The organism is Streptomyces sp. NPDC051738, assembly GCF_044453205.1.
Classification (GTDB): Bacteria; Actinomycetota; Actinomycetes; order Streptomycetales; family Streptomycetaceae; genus Streptomyces.
The window spans coordinates 232,579-248,218 of record NZ_JBITCM010000008.1; the positions used below are offsets into that span (position 1 = coordinate 232,579).

The window sequence follows — 15,640 nt, forward strand, 5'->3', positions numbered from 1 at the left end:
AGAGCGACCGAAACGCCTCTTGCGCATCCGCGGACCACAGCCGCACCGGCGCGTGGACGGGGCGTACGCGGGGGTGCGTACGTCAGACTACGCACCGGCTTGGTACGAGCTGTGAGGCTTCTCCGCAGATCGGCGCACCCGCCCTCGTCGTGGCGCATCATTCGCAACTGACGGGTACGTGCAAATTATTTGGGATGCCCCGGAATCGGAACACAGCGGCACTCCGGCTCGTTGTCATTACGTGAGCACGACACAGACACCACCTGTTCTCGCCGCAGAGCTGGCAGAGGCGTGGGCCGATATTCAGCGGTACCACCCCGAACTGCCGGATCTCGCCGCGCCAGAGTCCCTGATCGGGGAGTCGTCGTCCGCCTGCGGTCACGAGCTCTCCTTTGAACGACTGCTTCACGAGGCAGTCCATGGCATCGCCGCCTCGCGCGGCATCCGCGACACCTCCCGGGCCGGCCGCTACCACAACCGCAGATTCCTCGCCATCGCCGAGGAGATGGGCCTGGACCATCCCGAGGAGCCGCACCCGAGCAGCGGCTTCTCCCTGGTCACGCTCAACCCCGAGGCCAAGCGCCGCTACCGCCCGACCATCGAACGCCTCCAGCGCGCCCTCAAGGCCCACACCGCGGCGACCTCCGCCGACACGAGCAGGACCTTCCGGGGTCCGGCCGCCCGGCACGGCTCCTCCGGTGGCGGTGTCCGCGTCAAGGCGGTGTGCGACTGCGGGCGTAACGTCCGGGTCGTCCCGTCGGTCCTGGCCCAGGCGCCGATCGTCTGCGGCGGCTGCGGCAAGCCGTTCCGGATTCCTGAGGTGGCCGGAGCTGCGTAACGGCGGGGGCGTCCGGTACCGGCATCTCGTGGCTGCCGGTCGGGAACGCATCGCCTACTTGGTTACGTGTGGCGTCGGGGTGCCGCTGTAGTCGGCGGCACCCCGGGGCACCGGGTTGCGCGACCGCCCCTCATGGCACCCCCTGCCGCCGGGTGCCGCTCAGTCATGCCCGGGCACCCTCGCCGCCCCCTCGGCCAAAAGCGATCGGCAGGGTGTGGCACAATGGCTAGCTGTACTCGACAGCCGCACAGGACCCCTCTCTCCTCCGGCTGACGCGTCCATCGGGCACTCGGGTACCGCAACCCCACGCGGCCATCTCGCCGTGCCCAACCACGTCAAATCCAGGAGAACCCACTCCCGTGGCAGTCAAGATCAAGCTGAAGCGTCTGGGCAAGATCCGTTCGCCTCACTACCGCATCGTCGTCGCCGACTCCCGCACCCGCCGTGACGGCCGTGCGATCGAGGAGATCGGCAAGTACCACCCGACCTACAACCCGTCGGTCATCGAGGTGGACGCCGACCGTGTGGCGTACTGGCTGGGTGTCGGCGCGCAGCCGACCGAGCCCGTGCTCGCCATTCTGAAGAAGACCGGCGACTGGCAGAAGTTCAAGGGCGAGCCCGCCCCGGCTCCGCTGCTCGTCGCCGAGCCGAAGAAGGCGCGCCCGTCGTTCGAGGCCCTCAGCGGCGAGGACGAGGGCAAGGGTGAGGCGATCACCCAGAAGAAGAAGGCGGAGAAGAAGGACGAGGCTGCGGCCGAGTCCGAGTCGGCCGAGGCCTGAGCATGCTCGAGGAGGCTCTCGAGCACCTCGTGAAGGGCATCGTCGACAACCCCGACGATGTGCAGGTCGCATCCCGCAACCTGCGTCGCGGGCGTGTGCTGGAGGTCCGGGTCCACCCCGACGACCTCGGCAAGGTGATCGGCCGCAACGGCCGCACCGCACGCGCTCTGCGCACCGTCGTGGGCGCCATCGGCGGTCGCGGTGTCCGCGTCGACCTCGTCGACGTGGACCACGTCCGCTGACGCCTAACGCAGCACCGGCTCGGGCCGGGGAGGGCCACTGGGCCGTCCCCGGCCCGTAGTCGTATGGCCGTCCCGTACGGCGAGTCGTCTGACAGGAGAGCAAGCACAGTGCAGCTGGTAGTCGCACGGATCGGCCGCGCCCACGGCATCAAGGGCGAGGTCACCGTCGAGGTGCGTACCGACGAGCCGGAACTGCGGCTCGCCCCCGGCGCCGTCCTGGCCACCGACCCGGCCGCCACCGGGCCGCTCACCATCGAGACCGGCCGCGTCCACAGCGGCCGTCTCCTCCTGCGCTTCGAGGGCGTGCGCGATCGCACCGCCGCCGAGGCCCTGCGCAACATCCTCCTGATCGCCGAGGTCGACCCGGAGGAGCTGCCCGAGGAGGAGGACGAGTACTACGACCACCAGCTGATGGATCTGGACGTGGTCACCGCCGATGGCGTGGAGGTCGGCCGTATCACCGAGATCTCGCACCTGCCCTCCCAGGACCTCTTCATCGTCGAGCGGCCCGACGGCAGCGAGGTCATGATCCCGTTCGTCGAGGAGATCGTCGCCGAGATCGACCTGGAGGAGCAGCGGGCGGTCATCACCCCCCCGCCGGGTCTGATCGACGACCGGGCGGAGATCGCTTCCTCCCGCGACACGGAGGCTTCTTCCCGCGACGCGGAGGCCGAGAGCTGATGCGGCTCGACGTCGTCACGATCTTCCCCGAGTACCTGGAGCCCTTGAACGTCTCCCTCGTCGGCAAGGCACGCGCGCGTGGACAGCTGAACGTGCATGTGCACGACCTGCGGGACTGGACGTACGACCGCCACAACACGGTCGACGACACCCCGTACGGCGGCGGCCCCGGCATGGTCATGAAGACCGAGCCCTGGGCGGACGCGCTGGACTCCGCCCTGGCGGACGGCTACGAGACCGGCTCGCGCGCGCCCACGCTGATCGTCCCCACGCCCAGCGGCCGCCCCTTCACCCAGGAACTCGCCGTCGAGCTCTCCGAGCGGCCCTGGCTGATCTTCACGCCGGCCCGCTACGAGGGCATCGACCGCCGCGTCATCGACGAGTACGCGACCCGTATGCCGGTCCACGAGGTGTCCATCGGCGACTACGTCCTCGCCGGCGGTGAAGCGGCCGTACTGGTCATCACGGAGGCCGTGGCACGCCTGCTGCCCGGCGTCCTGGGCAACGCCGAGTCGCACCGGGACGACTCCTTCGCGCCCGGCGCCATGGCCAACCTCCTGGAGGGCCCCGTCTACACCAAGCCGCCCGAGTGGCGCGGCCGGGGCATCCCGGACGTGCTGCTCAGCGGCCACCACGGCAAGATCGCCCGCTGGCGCCGCGACGAGGCGCTGCGGCGGACGACGGCCAACCGGCCCGACCTCATCGAGCGCTGCGACCCCAAGGCCTTCGACAAGAAGGACCGCGAGATGCTCTCCATCCTGGGCTGGATGCCCGACCCGGAGGGAGAGCGGTTCGGCCGATTTTGGCGCAGGACCGAGGGCGTGGAAGAATAGGCCGCTGTTGTGCGCCGTCCGGCGTGCGCCCCTGCCACAGGGGGACACGACGCCCGCCCCGACGCGAACAGCAACCTCACGAAGAACCTATCTCCCGCTTATGACCTGTGGCATGGGCGAAGAAAGCAGACGAAATGTCTCACCTGCTCGACTCCGTCGACTCCGCGTCGCTGCGCAGCGACGTTCCGGCCTTCCGCCCGGGCGACACGGTCAACGTCCACGTCCGCGTCATCGAGGGCAACCGCTCCCGTGTGCAGCAGTTCAAGGGCGTTGTGATCCGCCGCCAGGGTGCCGGCGTGCGCGAGACCTTCACGGTCCGCAAGGTCTCCTTCTCCGTCGGCGTCGAGCGCACCTTCCCGGTGCACACCCCGATCGTCGAGAAGATCGAGCTCGTCACCAAGGGTGACGTCCGCCGCGCCAAGTTGTACTACCTGCGCGAGCTGCGCGGCAAGGCGGCGAAGATCAAGGAGAAGCGCGAGAACTGAGCGCTTCAGGGGGCCAGCCCCCGCGGGGTCCAGAGCGGGGCCGGATAACATCTGGCCTCGATGGACACCGAAGCACAGCCGACGGAGCGCGACCGCTCCTCCCGCCCTGACGACTCCGAGGAGACCTCGGACACGAAGGGGCCGGAGGAACGGTCGCGCTTCGCGTTGGTGTCGTGGATCTCGCAGTGGCTCCCGGGCGGGCGGATCAGCCTGACGCTGCTGGTCTTCCTGGTGTTCCTGCTGCTGCTCAACACGCTCGTCCTGCAGCCGTTCCAGATTCCCAGCGGATCCATGGAGTCCGGATTGAGGATCGGCGACCGCGTTCTCGTAAATAAGTTGGCGTACCGTTTCGGTGCCGAGCCGCAGCGCGGCGATGTTGTCGTGTTCGACGGAACTGGGTATTTCGGGGATGCGGACTACATCAAACGCGTTGTGGGTGTGGGGGGAGACCACGTGGTCTGCTGTGACAAGGAGGGGAGGATCCAGGTGAACGGCCGGTCGGTCGACGAGTCGACGTTTCTGTACCCCGGCGACAGTCCGTCCACGGTGCGCTTCGACATCGTCGTGCCCGACGGCACCCTGTTCGTCCTCGGCGACCACCGCAGCGAATCCAGCGACTCCCGTGACCGTCTGGGCTCGCCCGGCGGCGGCATGATCCCGGTCGACGATGTCATCGGCCGCGCCGACTGGATCGTATGGCCGACCGCGCACTGGACCCGCCTGCACCCTTCGGACGCCTACGCGCGTGTGCCCGCAGCCGAGGAGGGCGCGCATGGGTAACCGTGGCAAGCCCCGCGGCGTGCCCAGCAGCCCTGCCGACAATCTGCTGCCCACCGGCGCCCGGCGCGCCGCCAGCCCCGCCGGCGGTCGTACGCGCGCGGAGCGGCGCCAGCTCCAGCGCAAGGTCAAACGGCGCCGCAGGCGCTCGGCGATGAAGGAGATACCCCTCCTCGTCGGCGTCGCGGTCCTCATAGCACTCGTCCTGAAGACCTTCCTCGTCCAGGCCTTCGTGATCCCGTCCGGCTCCATGGAGCAGACGATCCAGGTCGGAGACCGCGTCCTGGTCGACAAGCTGACCCCCTGGTTCGGCTCCAAGCCGCAGCGCGGGGACGTCGTCGTCTTCAAGGACCCCGGCGGCTGGCTCCGGGACGAGCAGACGACGGTGAAGAAGGAGGACCCCGTCGTCGTCAAGCAGGTCAAGCAGGCGCTCACGTTCATCGGCCTGCTGCCGTCCGACGACGAGAAGGACCTCATCAAGCGTGTCGTCGGTGTCGGCGGCGACCGCGTCAAGTGCTGTGACACGCAAGGGCGAGTCACCGTCAACGGCGTTCCCCTGAACGAGGACTACCTCTATCCCGGCAACGCCCCCTCCAACGCGCGGTTCGACATCACCGTCCCGCAGGGACGGCTGTGGGTGATGGGTGACCACAGGGCCGACTCCGCGGACTCCCGCGCGCACCAGGACCAGGGCTACGGCGGCACGGTCTCCGAGGACGAGGTCGTCGGACGGGCCATGTGGATCGCCTGGCCCCTCGGCCACTGGACCTCCTTGGACGAACCGAAAACGTACGCCTCCGTGTCCGACTCGGCGACCGGGTCGACCGCCTCCGCCCAGCTGTCGCATAGGGTTGCTCCCGACGATTCGAACGGAACGATCCAGCTCCCGAGCCCTGCGGAACTCCCGCTCGTTATGGGAGTGGTGGGCCTGCACCGCGCATGGGGCAGGCAGCGGCACAGAGTAAGGAGTTGGCGTGGGGGATGTGGCGGTTGGCGCACGGTCCGGGCACGACGGCGAGGAGCACCGCGGACGCCCCGTGGACGCGCCCGAACCGGCCGCGGACAGCGCCGTGACCTCAGAGAGTGACCCCGGAGCGGCCGGCGACGGCGGAGCTTCGGGCGGACGGCCCCCGACCGACCCCCAGGAGTCGGGCGGGGCTTCCCCCAAGCCGAAGAAGCAGCGCTCCTTCTGGAAGGAGCTGCCCATCCTGATCGGTATCGCGCTCGTCCTCGCGCTGCTGATCAAGACGTTCCTGGTGCAGGCGTTCTCGATCCCTTCCGACTCGATGCAGAACACCCTCCAGCAGGGTGACCGCGTCCTGGTCGACAAGCTCACGCCCTGGTTCGGCTCCGAGCCCGAGCGCGGCGAGGTCGTCGTCTTCCACGACCCCGCCAACTGGCTGGCGGGAGAGCCCACCCCCGACCCGAACGCGCTGCAGACCTTCCTCAGCTGGATCGGCCTGATGCCGTCCGCGGAGGAGAAGGACCTCATCAAGCGCGTGATCGGCGTCGGCGGTGACACGGTCGAGTGCGAAGGCACCGGCCCGCTGAAGGTCAACGGCAAGGCGCTGAGCGAGTCGGCCTACGTCTACGCCGGCAACACGCCGTGCAGCCAGGACGACCAGGGCGGCAAGTTCAAGGTGAAGGTCCCCGAGGGCTACATCTGGGTCATGGGCGACCACCGGCAGAACTCCCGCGACTCGCGCTACAACCAGTCCGACAAGAACCACGGCATGGTTCCCGTCAAGGAGGTCGTCGGTCGCGCCATCGTGATCGCCTGGCCGGTCAACCGCTGGGACAACCTGCCGGTCCCGGACGCCTTCGAGCAGGACCTGAGCGCCCGCTCCGCCGCGCTGACGGTCGCACCGCAGGGGCTCGCCCTCGTGGGCGCGGTGCCGCTGGTGCTGTGGCGCCGGCAGCGGATCAAGGCGGCGCAGACCCGCTGACCGTGCGAGGTGGGGTGACCGCCCGAGGCGCCGTCCCAGGGGTGGCGAGGAGTTCCCCTCCGGGAAGGCTCGGGAAGCAGCTCGGACGGGGCTTCGGCCAACGGCTGGGGAAAGCTTTGCCGAGCGTGTGACCTCGGGCGCTCGGGAGGGGCTGCCCGGTGTCGGTACCGCCGGGTAGGGTGCGGACCCATGGGTGGCGAGAGCACGATACGTACGGCGCCGCAGGGCGGTGGCGCGAGCAGGGGCCCGGCGGGCAGCCGGACCGGACAGCGGTTGTCCGGACTGGCCGTGGCGCTGGGCCTGGTGCTGTTCCTGGGCGGGTTCGCCTGGGGAGCGGTGATCTACCGGCCGTACACCGTGCCCACCAGTTCGATGGTGCCGACGATCGGCACGGGGGACCGGGTACTGGCCCAGCGGGTCGACGGCGATGAGGTGCGCCGTGGTGACGTCGTGGTCTTCACCGACAAGACCTGGGTGACCAACGCACCCGTCGTCAAGCGCGTGGTCGCCGTCGGCGGGGACACGGTCGCCTGCTGCACCGACGGCAAGCTGACCGTCAACGGCAAGCAGATCGACGAACCGTACCTGGCCGGGGACGGTCCGGCCGAGATCCGGAACTTCCCGACGGTGACGGTGCCGAAGGACCGCCTCTTCCTGCTCGGTGACGAGCGCAGCGGCTCCCTGGACTCCACGGCCCACCTCACCGACGCCGCGAGCGGAACCGTCGCACGCAGTGCCGTTTCGGCCCGGGTGGACGCCGTCGTATGGCCCATGGACGGCATGCTGCAGCGCCCCACCGGATTCGAGGAACTTGGTGCTCTGTCGTCTGCGGGGCCTCTGCGGACGATCGTCGTGCTGATCGTCGTGGGCGGTGTGCTGGTCATGGGCGGCGGGGCGTACGGTCCGATCGCCAACAGGCTGGCCAAGCGCCCGACGCCCCGGACGGAGCCCGCGGGTGCCCGCTGAGTCGGTGGGCGTGGGGTCGTACGGCGAGGCAGGTGGGGGAGAGGTCTCCCGCGGTGACTCGTACGACGGTGGACTGCGCAAGGTCGCGCGTGTGGTGCTGCTCGACCCGCAGGACCGCATTCTGCTGCTGCACGGCCACGAGCCGGAGGACCCGGCCGACGACTGGTGGTTCACCCCGGGCGGTGGCGTCGAGGGCGACGAAAGCCGCGCGGAAGCCGCACTGCGGGAACTCGCCGAGGAGACCGGTATCACGGAGGTCGAACTCGGTCCCGTGCTGTGGCGGCGGATGTGCTCCTTCCCCTTCGCGGGCCGTCGCTGGGACCAGGACGAGTGGTACTACCTGGCCCGTACGACGCAGACGGCGACCCGGGCCGTGGCCCTCACCGAGCTGGAGCGGCGCAGTGTCGCCGGAGCGCGCTGGTGGACGTGTCGGGAACTTGCCCAGGCACATGAGACGGTGTATCCGACCAGACTCGCCGAGCTGCTGCGCACACTGCTCGACGAAGGTCCCCCCGCCGGGCCCGTGACCCTTGACCCCGAAATTGTCTAGGTGCTGACGGGACTGGCGCACAATGGTGGGATCGCACGGCTGAAGGGGAACATGCCATGAGCGCCGAGGACCTCGAGAAGTACGAGACCGAGATGGAGCTCAAGCTCTATCGGGAGTACCGCGATGTCGTCGGTCTGTTCAAGTATGTGATCGAGACTGAGCGGCGCTTCTACCTGACCAACGACTATGAGATGCAGGTGCACTCGGTTCAGGGTGAGGTGTTCTTCGAGGTGTCCATGGCGGATGCCTGGGTGTGGGACATGTACCGGCCGGCGCGGTTCGTGAAGCAGGTCCGGGTGCTCACGTTCAAGGACGTGAACATCGAGGAGCTGAACAAGAGCGATCTGGAGCTTCCGGGTGGGTGACCTTCGCAATGATCTTCACCCGCAGGGGTGAGGAAGTTATCCACAACCGCGGACTTGTCCACCAAGATCCAATAGCTCGCTGAGCTGCCCTCAATGTTGGCGCCGGAGGTGGTGCCGACATGAGCACGAGCAGGGGCACGCGCGGCGGAAACGCGCGCAGCGCACTGGGCAGGTATGGAGAGTCGCTGGCCGCGCGGCGGCTGGTCGAGGCCGGAATGACGGTCCTGGAGCGCAACTGGCGCTGCGGCAGGACGGGCGAGATCGACATCGTGGCGCGGGACGGCGACGTCCTGGTCGTCTGCGAGGTCAAGACACGCAGGACGGGTGCCTTCGAGCATCCCATGGCCGCGGTGACCCCGGAGAAGGCGGAACGCCTGCGGGGCCTGGCGGAGCACTGGCTGCACGCCTATGGCGGCGCCCCACCGGGAGGCGTGCGCATCGACCTGGTGGGTGTCGTCCTGCCGCAGCGCGGCGCCCCCGTCGTCGAGCACGCGCGGGGGGTGGCCTGACATGGGGTTCGCTCGTACGTGCTCGGTGGCCCTGGTGGGCGTCGAGGGGGTTGTGGTCGAGGTTCAGGCGGATCTGGAGCCGGGGGTTGCGGCGTTCACCCTGGTGGGACTGCCGGACAAGAGCCTGTCGGAGAGTCGGGACCGGGTGCGGGCCGCCGTGGTGAACTCGGGCGGTGAATGGCCGCAGAAGAAGCTCACCGTCGGGCTCAGCCCGGCATCGGTGCCCAAGGCGGGCAGCGGCTTCGACCTGGCCGTCGCGTGCGCCGTCCTCGGCGCCGCCGAGCGGATCGATCCGCGCGTGCTCGCCGATATCGTGATGATCGGCGAGCTAGGGCTCGACGGCCGGGTACGGCCCGTCCGGGGCATCCTGCCCGCGGTGCTGGCCGCGGCGGACGCCGGCTACGAGCAGGTGGTCGTCCCGGAGTGCGCCGCAGCCGAGGCCTCGCTGGTGCCGGGCGTGTCCGTGCTGGGAGTGCGCAGTCTGCGCCAGCTGATCGCCGTCCTCACCGACGAACCCGTACCCGACGAGGAACCCGACGAGCAGGGCCGCCCGGATCCGCTGCTCGCGGGTCTGCGGGTGCCGGGAACCGGTGCGGCCACGGGGATGCACAGCATGGGCGCCGCCCAGCCCGACCACGGGCACGACCTCGCCGATGTGGTCGGCCAGATCTCGGCGCGTACGGCCGTGGAGGTCGCCGCGGCGGGTGGGCATCACCTGTTCCTGGAAGGGCCGCCCGGCGCCGGCAAGACGATGCTCGCCGAGCGGCTGCCGGCCATCCTGCCCCGGCTCGGCAGGGAGGAGTCGCTGGAGGTCACGGCGGTGCACTCCGTGGCGGGGCTGCTGCCTCCAGGCAAGCCCCTGATCGACATGGCCCCCTACTGCGCCCCGCATCACTCGGCGACGATGCAGGCGCTGGTCGGCGGGGGAGCCGGCATCGCACGGCCCGGCGCGGTGTCGCTCTCTCACCGTGGCGTCCTCTTCCTGGACGAGACGCCGGAGTTCAACAGCCATGCCCTCGACGCCCTGAGGCAGCCTTTGGAGGCCGGCCACGTCGTGATCGCGCGCAGCGCGGGTGTGGTGCGCTTCCCGGCGAAGTTTCTGATGGTGCTCGCGGCCAACCCCTGCCCCTGCGGCCGCTTCTCCCAGACCAACGATCTGTGCGAGTGCCCGCCCTCGGCGATCCGTCGCTATCAGGCCCGGCTTTCGGGGCCGCTGCTCGACCGAGTCGACCTGCGGGTCGAGGTGGACCGTGTCACCCGCGCCCAGCTGACGGAGCGTGGGGCGCGGGGCGAGTCCACCGCGACGGTCGCCGATCGGGTGCGGGACGCCCGGGAGCGCGCGATGGCCCGGCTCGCCGGCACCCCGTGGCGGTCCAACAGCGAGATCCCCGGACGTGAGCTGCGCAGCCGCTGGTACGCCGCCGTCGGGGCCATGGACGAGGCCGAGCGGAACCTTGAGCGCGGCGTACTGACCGCCCGCGGACTCGACCGCGTCCTGCGCGTCGCCTGGACCGTCGCCGACCTCGTCGGCCACGACCGGCCCGACGCGACGGACGTCACCCTGGCACTGCAACTGCGCACCGGTGTGCCGCGAGGAGTGCCCATGGCCATCGGGGCGCTCACGTGAACGGGACGCAGGATCCGGACGACGCGCGGCTCGACCGGGTCTTTCTCAGTCGGGTCGTCGAGCCCGGGGACGAGGTCGCCGGGCGGTGGGTGCGGGAGTACGGGGTGCCGGATGTCGTGCGGCGGTTGCGGGAGGGGGCGGAGGCCCTGCCGGGGGTGAGTTACAAGCGGTGGGACGGGTTGCGGGCCCGGGCTTCGCGGGCCGAGCCCGGTCGGGACCTTGCCGATGCCCGGGAGGCCGGGGTGCGGTTTCTGTGCCCGGGGGACGTCGAGTGGCCGCAGCAGCTCGATGATCTGGGGGACGCCCGGCCCATCGGGTTGTGGGTGCGAGGGCAGGCCAGTCTGCGGATGTGGGCGCTGCGGTCCGTGGCCGTCGTCGGGGCGCGCGCCTGCACCGAATACGGGGCGCATATGGCTGCCACCCTCGCCGGCGGGCTCGCCGAGCGGGGGTGGGTGGTCGTGTCCGGCGGCGCCTACGGGGTCGACGGAGCCGCTCACCGGGGTGCCCTGGGGGCCGGTGGGGCCACCGTCGCCGTGCTCGCCTGCGGGGTCGACCGGCCCTATCCGCGCGGGCACACCCAGCTGATCAACCGGATCGGGGAACAGGGACTCGTGATCGGGGAGCTGCCACCGGGCGATCATCCGACGCCCAGCAGATTCATCGTGCGGAACCGGGTGATCGCGGCGCTCACACGCGGCACGGTCGTCGTCGAGGCCGCCCATCGCAGCGGCTCGCTCGTCACCGCGCGGGCGGCACAGCGGCTGGGGCGTCACACGATGGGGGTGCCCGGCCCGGCCACGAGTGGGCTCTCCGCGGGCGTGCACGAGCTTCTGCGCGGGGACGCCGTGCTGGTCACCGACGCTGCGGAGGTCGTCGAACTCGTGGGCGACATGGGAGAGCTGGCGCCCGAGCGGCGCGGCCCGGTCCTCCCCCGCGATCTGCTGGAGCCGCGGGCGCGCAGAGTCCTGGCCGCACTGCCGGGTCGCCGCGCGGCGCGGGCGGACGAGGTCGCGCGCGGTGCGCAGACCACCGAGGACGACGCGATCGCGAGACTGTACGAACTCCGCTCACTTGGCTACGTCGAACGACACGGCGACGGCTGGAAGTTGACACGCCAGGCGATGATGTCCGTTCGGGCCGGTCGGAGTCGATGCTGACCGAGCGTGTTCGGCCGTACGGGGGAACACGGACGCCCTTGTGAATTCCCCCAGTTGGGGTGTTCGGGTGATCACGTAGAGCGATCACCATGCCCCGGTGGGGCGTCCAGCGGAACGTATCTGCGTACGGCTCGTACTCCGCCCTTCGCGCACCGCGACAGCGCAGTCACGCTACGCTCACGGGGATTCCGGCACAGACCGGCACCTCGACCCCGCAACAGCACCAGAACGACATCAGACCGACACCTCCCCCCAGGCACCCCCCCACTTCACGGCAGAACGGCACAAGGCAACGAATGCCCCAGCACACCTCCGGGTCCGACCGGGCGGCGATCCCCCCAGCCGCCCGTGACGGTGGCAGCGTGCGGCCGCCCGCACCCTCGACACTCGACGAGCTGTGGCGGTCGTACAAGGCGACGGGGGACGAGCGATTGCGCGAGCAGCTGATCCTGCACTACTCGCCGCTCGTCAAGTACGTGGCGGGCCGGGTGAGCGTCGGTCTGCCGCCCAATGTGGAGCAGGCGGACTTCGTGTCGTCGGGGGTGTTCGGGCTGATCGACGCGATCGAGAAGTTCGACATCGACCGGGAGATCAAGTTCGAGACGTACGCGATCACGCGGATCCGGGGCGCGATGATCGACGAGCTGCGGGCGCTGGACTGGATTCCGCGCTCGGTGCGGCAGAAGGCGCGGAACGTGGAGCGTGCGTACGCCACGCTGGAGGCACGGTTGCGGCGGACGCCGACGGAGGCCGAGGTGGCCGTCGAGATGGGGATCGCGGTGGACGAACTCCACGCGGTCTTCAGCCAGTTGTCGCTGGCGAACGTGGTGGCGCTGGAGGAGCTGCTGCATGCCGGCGGTGAGGGCGGCGACGGGCTCAGCGTCATGGACACGCTGGAGGACACCGCCGCGGACAATCCGGTCGAGGTCGCCGAGGACCGGGAGCTGCGGAGGTTCCTGGCGCGGGCGATCAACACCTTGCCCGAGCGGGAGAAGACCGTGGTGACGCTGTACTACTACGAGGGGCTCACGCTCGCCGAGATCGGGAACGTGCTGGGTGTGACCGAGAGCCGGGTCAGCCAGATCCACACCAAGTCGGTGCTGCAGTTGCGGGCGAAGCTGGCCGGCTTCGGTCGTTGACCTGGCGGGACGTGTGTTGGGATCCGTGGAGAGACTCCCGTCGGCGGTGGCGCGTCCGTAGAGTGGTTGATGTGCCAAGGATTCGAGCGGCCTCCGTGGCCGAGCACCGGTCGATGCAGCGAGCCGCCCTGCTGGACGCGGCTCGATCCCTGTTGTCCGAGGGCGGGACGGACGCGCTGACCTTCCCGGCTCTCGCCGAGCGGACGGGGCTCGCACGGTCGTCCGTGTACGAGTACTTCCGGTCGCGGGCCGCCGTGGTCGAGGAGCTGTGCGAGGTCGACTTTCCTGTGTGGGCCGCCGACGTCTCGGCGGCGATGGAGCGCGAGTCGACGGCCGAGGGCAAGGTCGAGGCGTATGTGCGCCAGCAGCTCGCGCTCGTGGGGGACCGGCGGCATCGCGCCGTGGTGGCGATCTCCGCGAGTGAGCTGGATGCCGGGGCTCGGGAGAAGATCCGGGCGGCGCACGGTGGGCTCGTCGCGATGATCGTCGAGGCGCTGGCAGAGATGGGGCACGCGGAGCCCCGGCTGGCGGCGATGTTGCTGCAGGGGGTCGTGGATGCGGCTGTGCGGCGGATCGAGTTGGGGGCGGCGGAGGAGCCGACGGCTATCACCGAGGCGGCTGTTTCGATGGCGCTGAGGGGCGTTCGGGGCTGAAGGCCGTTCGGGGGCCGTGGGTGGGCCGGCGTCGGGGCGGGTGTCGTTTGCCCGCGCTTGCAGGGTGCCGCTTCCTGAGGGCGGGAGCCGCCCCGGTGGCACGACTGCCCGCAGCTACGCGAGCCACGCCGGAGGGGCGACCCATCCGGCCGGGGGTACCCGGTTGCGGGCATCCGGCTGTGCGCAGTCGGCCGAGGCGGCTGCCCGTCACTAGGGCAACGGCACCCCCAGCACCGGCAACAACCTCGACGGCCCCCTCCGCAGCAGTGACGGCGGCAGGAGGGACAGCGGATCCAGGTACGTCCCGCCTCTCAGCAAGCCCCAGTGCACACACGTGCCGGCGCAATGCGAGCCCTGCACCTCGACCGTGCCCAGAACCTCCCCTGCCTCCACCTCGTCACCCTTCTCCACCACCGCCCGCACCGGCTCATACGTCGTCCGCAGCGGCGGATCCCCCGTCCCCGTCAGCTCCACCGACACGACGCCCTTGCCCGCGACCCGGCCCGCGAAGGACACCCGCCCCGCCGCCACCGCCCGTACCGGCGCCCCGCCCGGGGCCGCCAGGTCCACGCCGCGGTGACCGCGGCCGTACGGCGTCGCCGGGGGTTCCCAGCCGCGTAGGACCGGGGGGTGCACACCGACGGGCCAGGCGCGGCCCACGGCCGGAACCGGTCTGTCCGTCCCGGTAGGGGCGGTCGGGGAGGCAGGGCCGGGAGCGGCCGAAGAGTCAGCCGTCGGGAACGCCTCGGCCGCGGCGTCGGCCCAGGTCAGTGGAGCCAGTACCGAGAGCGTCAGACCCAGCAGCAACGCCAGGGCAACTCGTACGCATCGCATCTCTCGCATGCCGGCAACCGTCCCGCATCCCCGCCGATCATGGCCGGGACCTGTGGATAACTCCCGGGTTGTGGACAGCGACGTCATCCGGTGCCTCGCGGGTCCCGTACACTTCTTTTGGCGATCCGGGTCACCGGGTCGACTTCGCACGCCCCGACACGGCCACCGGCAACGGCCCGTGTCAGCGCCCCTCGGTCCTTCGTGGCACGGCGCATGTGGGCGTCAGGCGCGGGAGCCGTCCGGCTTCCGCGGCACAACCGAGAAATTCAAGGAGAACGGCCATGGCCGTCGTCACGATGCGGGAGCTGCTGGAAAGCGGCGTCCACTTCGGTCACCAGACCCGTCGTTGGAACCCGAAGATGAAGCGCTTCATCTTCACGGAGCGCAACGGCATCTACATCATCGACCTGCTCCAGTCGCTGTCGTACATCGACCGCGCCTACGAGTTCGTCAAGGAGACCGTCGCCCACGGCGGCACGGTCATGTTCGTCGGCACGAAGAAGCAGGCGCAGGAGGCCATCGCCGAGCAGGCCACCCGCGTCGGCATGCCCTACGTCAACCAGCGCTGGCTGGGCGGCATGCTCACCAACTTCTCGACCGTCTACAAGCGTCTGCAGCGCCTCAAGGAGCTCGAGCAGATCGACTTCGAGGACGTCGCCGCTTCCGGTCTGACCAAGAAGGAGCTTCTCGTGCTCTCGCGCGAGAAGGCCAAGCTGGAGAAGACCCTCGGTGGTATCCGCGAGATGCAGAAGGTGCCCAGCGCCGTCTGGATCGTGGACACCAAGAAGGAGCACATCGCGGTCGGTGAGGCCCGGAAGCTCAACATCCCGGTCGTCGCGATCCTCGACACGAACTGTGACCCCGACGAGGTCGACTACAAGATCCCGGGCAACGACGACGCGATCCGCTCCGTCACCCTGCTCACCCGTGTGATCGCCGACGCGGTCGCCGAGGGCCTCATCTCCCGTTCCCGCGTCGCCACCGGTGACAAGGGCGAGAAGGCCGCGGGCGAGCCGCTCGCCGAGTGGGAGCGCGACCTGCTCGAGGGCGAGAAGAAGGCCGACGAGGCTCCTGCCGCCGCCGAGGCCCCCGCCGCTGAGGCCCCCGCCGCTGAGGCGCCCGCTGCCGAGGCTCCGGCTGCCGAGGAGGCCCCCGCCGAGGCCGCTGCCGAGGCTCCGGCTGCTGAGGCTCCGGCCGCCGAGGGCGAGCAGGCCTGACACCGTCAGCGTCAGGGTTGACGGCGGGAGCGGTACTGCATC

19 protein-coding genes are annotated in these 15,640 nt (G+C 70.2%); 18 read left to right on the plus strand and 1 reads right to left on the minus strand.

Annotated features, from left to right (window positions below):
• Positions 1 to 241: 241 nt before the first annotated feature.
• The 17 genes from ACIA8X_RS20825 to ACIA8X_RS20905 all read left to right on the plus strand — a co-directional run bounded on the left by ACIA8X_RS20825 (position 242) and on the right by ACIA8X_RS20905 (position 13,547).
• Entirely contained in the window at positions 242 to 838 is a 597-nt protein-coding gene (locus ACIA8X_RS20825) for a hypothetical protein (RefSeq protein WP_393450570.1), read from the plus strand.
• Between the two features lie 359 nt (positions 839 to 1,197).
• Positions 1,198 to 1,617, plus strand: coding sequence for a 30S ribosomal protein S16 (gene rpsP, locus ACIA8X_RS20830; protein WP_393450567.1), 420 nt, complete (start codon positions 1,198 to 1,200; stop codon positions 1,615 to 1,617).
• Positions 1,618 to 1,619: 2 nt separating this feature from the next.
• Positions 1,620 to 1,859, plus strand: coding sequence for an RNA-binding protein (locus ACIA8X_RS20835; RefSeq protein ID WP_003973401.1), 240 nt, complete (start codon positions 1,620 to 1,622; stop codon positions 1,857 to 1,859).
• A 108-nt stretch (positions 1,860 to 1,967) separates the two neighbouring features.
• A complete protein-coding gene (rimM, locus tag ACIA8X_RS20840; RefSeq protein ID WP_393450564.1) occupies positions 1,968 to 2,540 on the plus strand; it encodes a ribosome maturation factor RimM in 573 nt (190 codons plus the stop codon).
• A complete protein-coding gene (gene trmD, locus ACIA8X_RS20845) occupies positions 2,540 to 3,373 on the plus strand; it encodes a tRNA (guanosine(37)-N1)-methyltransferase TrmD (RefSeq protein WP_393450561.1) in 834 nt (277 codons plus the stop codon). The genes rimM and trmD overlap by 1 nt, the downstream gene beginning before the upstream one ends.
• A 134-nt stretch (positions 3,374 to 3,507) precedes the next feature.
• Positions 3,508 to 3,858 carry a 50S ribosomal protein L19 gene (gene rplS / locus ACIA8X_RS20850; RefSeq protein ID WP_190098062.1) on the plus strand — a complete coding sequence of 117 codons (351 nt, stop codon included), beginning with the start codon at positions 3,508 to 3,510 and terminating at the stop codon, positions 3,856 to 3,858.
• Between the two features lie 60 nt (positions 3,859 to 3,918).
• A complete protein-coding gene (gene lepB / locus ACIA8X_RS20855; protein WP_393450557.1) occupies positions 3,919 to 4,638 on the plus strand; it encodes a signal peptidase I in 720 nt (239 codons plus the stop codon).
• The gene (gene lepB, locus ACIA8X_RS20860; protein WP_393450554.1) at positions 4,631 to 5,722 is read left to right on the plus strand and encodes a signal peptidase I; all 1,092 of its coding nucleotides are present in this window, start codon (positions 4,631 to 4,633) and stop codon (positions 5,720 to 5,722) included. Before lepB (ACIA8X_RS20855) ends, lepB (ACIA8X_RS20860) begins: the two co-directional genes overlap by 8 nt.
• Positions 5,610 to 6,581, plus strand: coding sequence for a signal peptidase I (gene lepB, locus ACIA8X_RS20865; RefSeq protein WP_393450551.1), 972 nt, complete (start codon positions 5,610 to 5,612; stop codon positions 6,579 to 6,581). Before lepB (ACIA8X_RS20860) ends, lepB (ACIA8X_RS20865) begins: the two co-directional genes overlap by 113 nt.
• Positions 6,582 to 6,770: 189 nt before the next feature.
• Positions 6,771 to 7,547 carry a signal peptidase I gene (gene lepB / locus ACIA8X_RS20870; RefSeq protein ID WP_399458847.1) on the plus strand — a complete coding sequence of 259 codons (777 nt, stop codon included), beginning with the start codon at positions 6,771 to 6,773 and terminating at the stop codon, positions 7,545 to 7,547.
• A 10-nt stretch (positions 7,548 to 7,557) separates the two neighbouring features.
• Positions 7,558 to 8,097, plus strand: a complete 540-nt coding sequence (locus ACIA8X_RS20875; protein WP_399458902.1) for an NUDIX hydrolase — start codon at positions 7,558 to 7,560, stop codon at positions 8,095 to 8,097.
• Positions 8,098 to 8,153: 56 nt separating this feature from the next.
• Positions 8,154 to 8,462 carry a DUF2469 domain-containing protein gene (locus ACIA8X_RS20880; RefSeq protein WP_003965949.1) on the plus strand — a complete coding sequence of 103 codons (309 nt, stop codon included), beginning with the start codon at positions 8,154 to 8,156 and terminating at the stop codon, positions 8,460 to 8,462.
• Between the two features lie 119 nt (positions 8,463 to 8,581).
• Positions 8,582 to 8,971, plus strand: coding sequence for a YraN family protein (locus ACIA8X_RS20885; protein ID WP_399458848.1), 390 nt, complete (start codon positions 8,582 to 8,584; stop codon positions 8,969 to 8,971).
• Position 8,972: 1 nt separating this feature from the next.
• On the plus strand, positions 8,973 to 10,598 hold the full coding sequence (locus tag ACIA8X_RS20890; protein ID WP_399458849.1) for a YifB family Mg chelatase-like AAA ATPase: 1,626 nt from the start codon (positions 8,973 to 8,975) through the stop codon (positions 10,596 to 10,598).
• Positions 10,595 to 11,755, plus strand: coding sequence for a DNA-processing protein DprA (gene dprA, locus ACIA8X_RS20895; protein WP_399458850.1), 1,161 nt, complete (start codon positions 10,595 to 10,597; stop codon positions 11,753 to 11,755). The genes ACIA8X_RS20890 and dprA overlap by 4 nt, the downstream gene beginning before the upstream one ends.
• Before the next feature lie 296 nt (positions 11,756 to 12,051).
• Positions 12,052 to 12,894 (plus strand): RNA polymerase sigma factor WhiG, encoded by an 843-nt coding sequence (gene whiG, locus ACIA8X_RS20900; RefSeq protein WP_393450536.1) that lies wholly within the window; start codon positions 12,052 to 12,054, stop codon positions 12,892 to 12,894.
• A gap of 95 nt (positions 12,895 to 12,989) precedes the next feature.
• Entirely contained in the window at positions 12,990 to 13,547 is a 558-nt protein-coding gene (locus ACIA8X_RS20905) for a TetR/AcrR family transcriptional regulator (protein ID WP_393451108.1), read from the plus strand.
• Positions 13,548 to 13,757: 210 nt separating this feature from the next.
• On the opposite strand, the gene ACIA8X_RS20910 is transcribed toward ACIA8X_RS20905, so the two are convergent.
• The gene (locus ACIA8X_RS20910; protein ID WP_393450533.1) at positions 13,758 to 14,390 is read right to left on the minus strand and encodes a murein hydrolase activator EnvC family protein; all 633 of its coding nucleotides are present in this window, start codon (positions 14,388 to 14,390) and stop codon (positions 13,758 to 13,760) included.
• 272 nt (positions 14,391 to 14,662) lie between these two features.
• Between ACIA8X_RS20910 and rpsB the strand changes: the two genes are divergently transcribed.
• Positions 14,663 to 15,598, plus strand: a complete 936-nt coding sequence (rpsB, locus tag ACIA8X_RS20915; protein WP_393450530.1) for a 30S ribosomal protein S2 — start codon at positions 14,663 to 14,665, stop codon at positions 15,596 to 15,598.
• Positions 15,599 to 15,640 lie beyond the last annotated feature (42 nt).